Origin of the sequence: Flavobacterium aureirubrum (assembly GCF_038739835.1) — a bacterium.
Classification (GTDB): Bacteria; Bacteroidota; Bacteroidia; order Flavobacteriales; family Flavobacteriaceae; genus Flavobacterium; species Flavobacterium aureirubrum.
On sequence record NZ_JBCGDO010000081.1, the window covers coordinates 1 to 701 of the forward strand.

General features: G+C 44.1%; 1 protein-coding gene. It reads right to left on the reverse strand.

Annotated features, from left to right (window positions below):
• Positions 1 to 154: 154 nt before the first annotated feature.
• Positions 155 to 701 (reverse strand): T9SS type A sorting domain-containing protein (locus tag WFZ85_RS16030; protein WP_342697260.1); only part of this gene is annotated, 547 nt, incomplete at its 5' end.

Consider the following 701-nt stretch of genomic DNA (forward strand, 5'->3'; position numbering starts at 1 on the left):
TCGGAATGCCGAACTAATTTTAGTAAAACACTGCCCAGATGCCGTGTTGTGTAGTGCTATAAAACTCAGTAGTAGTGTAAGTAGTGTTTTCATAAGGAATACGGTATTTAAAAAACAACCCACACACTGTGTGCAGGTTGTTGTATTGTTATTGTTAATGGGTAATTAATAGTTTTTTTTGTGCTATAATGCGGTCTTGGTGATACACTACTATAAGGTATACACCATTAGGATAGTGCTGGGTGTTCATTGTGAGTGTGCCAGTGGTTTGGCTTAAGTCAAAAGTGCCGAGTTCACGACCCGAAAGGTCGTATAAACTAACGGTAGCATTAGCCTCTACACCGCTGTAAGTTAAATTTACCTCGCTCTTTGCCGGGTTGGGGGCTAGGGTGAATATATCTTTATCAAACGTCGCTACATCAAGAGTACAACCTGTTACAGGGATAAGCAATGGTGTGGTAGCGGGAATATCGCTGTCATTGCCCAGTTCACCAAACGCGTTTTCTCCCCAAGCATAAAGTGCGCCATTGCTTTTTAGGGCTATGGCGTGCCTGGCACCGCCTTGTACTGCTATCCAGTCAGTATCGGTGCCTATTTGTATGGGTTGTCTTCGATTGATGGTGGTGCCATCGCCCAACTGGCTTTTATCATTGCGACCCCATGCCCAGAGTGTACCATTACTTTTAATGCCATAAGAGCTG